This window comes from Pseudorhodobacter sp. (assembly GCF_030452865.1).
Lineage (GTDB): Bacteria > Pseudomonadota > Alphaproteobacteria > Rhodobacterales > Rhodobacteraceae > Pseudorhodobacter.
On the sequence record NZ_JAKDLJ010000319.1, the window covers coordinates 1 to 4,308 of the forward strand.

The following is a 4,308-nucleotide window of genomic DNA, read 5'->3' on the forward strand; positions in this document are numbered from 1 at the left end:
GACTTCGGTCTGTACCGCAGGCGCCGCACCGCTTGGAACCGCAATCAGGCTACCAGCATCGGTGATCGGCTCCACCTCATGGCTGCGCAACACGCGCAGGAATTCCAGCCGCTCATAATCGGCGGCGAGACGCACGCGCAGGCGTTTGTCGGTGCCTTGCGCCACAGTTCCGACCAGCAAACCGGCGGGAAACACCCCACCGTCGCCAGAGGTGACAACCTGATCGCCGGGCCGCGCAATGTCCGGCTTTTCCAGAAATTCCAGCGGCGGGGCAGGGGTGTTGTCGCCCGATAGCAGGCTGCGTTGGCCCGAAGGCTGCACCGTCACCGGAATCCTGCTGTTGCTGTCGGTCAGCAAGATCACCCGTGCCGTGCGCTCACCCACGCCGGAAATGCGACCGACCAACCCGATGCCATCCATCGTTGCCCAGCCATCGCGCACCCCGTCGCGCGACCCGACATTCAGCAAAACCGACTGGCGGAACGGGCTGCCGCTATCGGCGAGTACGACGCCGGTGACATGCGTCAGCTTCGGGTCAAGCCTGACTTGATTGAGATCCATCAGCCGCGCGTTCTTTTGTTCCAGTTGGAGTGCAGCCTCTTTCCACGCCTTCATCTGCTGCAATTCGCGGCGCAACTCCTGATTCTGGTCATAAAGACTGGCGTAGGATTGGAAACTGTCGACCATATCGACCGCCTTGGTCACCGGCACCAAAGCCCATTCAAAGCTCGGAACAAAACGGTCAACCAACGCGGTGCGAAACCGCTCCACCCTCGGGCTGTCAATCCGCCAGAGCAGGAAAAGTGCCAGCAAGGCAACGACAAGCACCCCCACCAGAATCCGGCGCAGCGGGCGGGTGTATTCATCTGGGGAATTGCGCTTCTTTGCCACCAAAGCCTCGCGTCACATGCCGGGCCGTGCCATCGCCCGAAAATCAGCTATCGTAATCAATAACATGCCGAAGCTGTTTTTCATATTCCAGCGCCTTGCCGGTGCCAAGGGCCACACAGTTCAAGGATTCGTTCGCGACCGAGATCGAAAGTCCGGTCTGTTCGCGCAAGGCCAGGTCCAAGTCCCCGAGCAGCGCGCCACCGCCCGTCAGCATCACACCACGATCCACGATATCGGCGGCGAGGTCCGGTGGGGTTGCCTCCAGTGCCTGCATCACCGCGTCGCAAATCTGTTGCACCGGTTCGGCCAGGGCTTCGGCCACCTGCGCCTGATTTATCTCGGTTTCCTTCGGCACGCCGTTCAGCAGGTCGCGCCCCCGGATGGTCATCGAAGAACCACGCCCGTCGTCGGGCATCCGGGCGGTGCCGATGCTGGTCTTGATGCGTTCCGCTGTCGACTCGCCAATCAACAGGTTCTGATGGCGGCGCAGATAGCTGACAATCGCCTCATCCATCCGGTCGCCGCCAACGCGGACGGAACGCGCATAAACGATATCACCCAAGGACAGCACCGCAACTTCCGTGGTGCCGCCGCCGATATCGACCACCATGTTACCTGTGGGGTCGGTGATCGGCATGCCGGCACCGATCGCGGCTGCAATCGGTTCAGCAATCAGACCAGCGCGCCGCGCGCCCGCCGAAAGAACTGATTGCCGGATCGCGCGCTTTTCGACCGGCGTTGCGCCATAGGGGACGCAGACGATGATTTTCGGCTTGCTGAAGGTGGTGCGCTTGTGAACCTTGCGGATGAAATGCTTGATCATTTCTTCAGCGGTGTCGAAATCGGCGATCACCCCGTCGCGCATCGGGCGAATCGCCTCAATGCTGCCCGGCGTGCGGCCCAGCATCAGCTTTGCATCCTCACCCACCGCCAAAACCTGCTTTTTGCCGTCCTTGACGTGATAGGCGACGACCGAAGGCTCATTCAGCACGATGCCCTTGCCGCGAACGTAAACAAGCGTATTCGCTGTGCCAAGGTCAATCGCCATGTCGGACGAGAACAGACCCGAAAGTAACCACATGCTGAAAGGATCCTTATTGGTAACACGAAAAACACCCGCGACTCAGATGCCCGAGGCAGGCGGCTTCTTATAGGGAGGCCTGCGGATAAGGGAAAGGGGCGCAACAGGCGCATTGCGCGTGTTCCTGCCCAAACCGGTGATCGGTGAGTGTCGTTCCTTTGGTTTAAGGTTCGAAAGGCGATAGGAAGCCCAGTAGCAAAGATGAAATGGCGGCATTTTCGCGCCGCCATTGTTCGTTTATGTCAAATTAGGCGATCTTCAACAAATCGCGATCAGGACTGATCCTTATAGCTGACACCCTTGGTGTCATAGCCCATTTCAGACCTCTCGTGCCGCAGGATCAGCCGGTTCAGCGCGTTCACATAGGCCCGGACCGATGCGACAATGGTGTCGGTATCGGCAGATTGGCCGGTCGCGATATTGCCGTTCTCCTCCAGCCGGACCGAAACAGTCGCCTGTGCATCGGTGCCTTCGGTGACGGCCTGCACCTGATAAAGTTGCAGCCGTGCCTTGTGCGGATACAGCATCTTGACCGCGTGGAATGCCGCATCAACCGGCCCGTCGCCGGTGGCGTCAATCGAATGATCCACGCCCTCGATGCTCAGGGTCAGCTCTGCCTCCTGGCGCCCTTCGGTGCCGCAGATCACGCGCAGGCGCTTGACTTGCAGCGTATCATGGGCAGCATTGGTGGCGCTGTCGTGAACCAAAGCGATCAGGTCATCATCGAAGACTTCTTTCTTGCGATCGGCCAGTGCCTTGAACCGCACGAAAGTATCGTTCAACTGGTTGTCGGCCATGTCAAAACCAAGGTCTTTCAGCTTCGCCCGCAGCGCCGCCCGCCCCGAGTGCTTGCCCAACGGCAGTGAAGTTCCCGACAGCCCGACATCCTCCGGGCGCATCACCTCAAACGTCTCGCGGTTCTTCAGCATGCCGTCCTGATGGATACCGGATTCATGGGCAAAGGCATTCTTGCCGACAATGGCCTTGTTGAACTGCACGGCAAAGCCCGAAACGGTGGCGACACGTCGGCTGATCGCCATGATCTTGGTGGTATCAATCCGGGTCTGGTAGGGCATGATGTCATTGCGCACTTTCAACGCCATCACGACTTCTTCCAACGCGGTATTTCCAGCCCGTTCGCCCAAGCCGTTGATCGTGCATTCAACTTGTCGCGCGCCCGCCTCCACCGCGGCCAGCGAATTGGCGGTCGCCATGCCCAGATCATTGTGGCAATGGGTGGCGAAAATCACCTTATCCGCCCCCGGCACCCGTTCCAGCAACATTCGGATCAGATCCGCGCTTTCCCGCGGCGCGGTATAGCCCACCGTATCGGGGATATTGATCGTGGTCGCTCCTGCCTTGATCGCAATTTCGACCGTGCGGCACAGATAGTCATGTTCCGTCCGCGTCGCATCCATCGGCGACCATTGCACATTGTCGCACAGATTGCGGGCATGGGTCACTGTTTCGTGGATACGATCGGCCATCTGGTCCATGGTGAGGTTTGGAATGGCGCGGTGCAATGGCGAAGTGCCGATAAACGTGTGGATACGCGGATGTTTCGCGTGTTTCACCGCCTCCCAGCAGCGGTCGATGTCCTTGAAATTCGCGCGCGCCAGCCCGCAGATTTGTGCGGTTTTCGCCAGCCGCGCAATTTCGGACACCGCCGCGAAATCGCCTTCCGACGCAATCGGAAACCCGGCTTCGATAATATCGACGCCCATCTCATCCAAGCTGGTCGCAATCTCCAGCTTTTCCTCATGGGTCATGGTGGCGCCGGGGCTTTGTTCGCCGTCGCGCAATGTGGTGTCAAAAATCAGAACACGGGGTTGCGTGCTTTTGTCAGTCATCTGAAAATCTCTCTGAAAGTTCCTTGGCCTTTGCGTTCCGGATGCTTGTCACGACTGAGCGGTCGCACCCGAAGGCACGCTCAGCGGAGGCTAAGGAGGAGGAGCGCACGGGAAGTGCTGGCGCAACGCGCCACTGGTCCAAAAGAAATGATGGGTTCCCGTGTCATGGCGGCGACTATAGCCAAGGTTTGACGAATGAAAACCCCAAAATCACCGGGCGTCGCGGCATTTTCCAACGCTGCTGTCATTCGCTCCCACCTCGGTTTCGTCCAAACGGCTTTTGGCAGAGCAGGCCAACCGGATCGGTGCGTTGTCTCAACCTCCGTTCGCTGGTGCAGCGCCATCGGTTGGCGCATCAGTCGGGGTGGACGCGTCGGTCGGGGTGGACGCGTCGGTTGGCGCATCCGTCCCCGGTTCAGGCGCTGCGGGTCCAGTCAGCAAGCCGTTGGTCCATTCCCCCGCGGTTTCCTGACCGGTCGCGTAATG

General features: G+C 59.7%; 3 protein-coding genes. All 3 read right to left on the bottom strand.

All coding sequences use genetic code 11. From position 1 onward, the window contains the following. Positions 1–891, bottom strand: an 891-nt coding sequence (gene mreC / locus L0H65_RS15385) for a rod shape-determining protein MreC (protein ID WP_301459925.1), incomplete at its 3' end; no start/stop codon positions are given. Positions 892–934: 43 nt separating this feature from the next. After that, a complete protein-coding gene (locus L0H65_RS15390) occupies positions 935–1,972 on the bottom strand; it encodes a rod shape-determining protein (RefSeq protein WP_301459927.1) in 1,038 nt (345 codons plus the stop codon). 272 nt (positions 1,973–2,244) lie between these two features. Further along, positions 2,245–3,822: a 2-isopropylmalate synthase gene (locus L0H65_RS15395; RefSeq protein ID WP_301459929.1), complete on the bottom strand. Its 1,578-nt coding sequence runs from the start codon at positions 3,820–3,822 to the stop codon at positions 2,245–2,247. Positions 3,823–4,308: the final 486 nt, after the last annotated feature.

Coding starts and splice junctions, on each gene's coding strand:
- L0H65_RS15390 (WP_301459927.1), bottom strand. CDS start 1,972: ATGTGGTTACTTTCGGGTCTGTTCTCGTCCGACATGGCGATTGACCTT.
- L0H65_RS15395 (WP_301459929.1), bottom strand. CDS start 3,822: ATGACTGACAAAAGCACGCAACCCCGTGTTCTGATTTTTGACACCACA.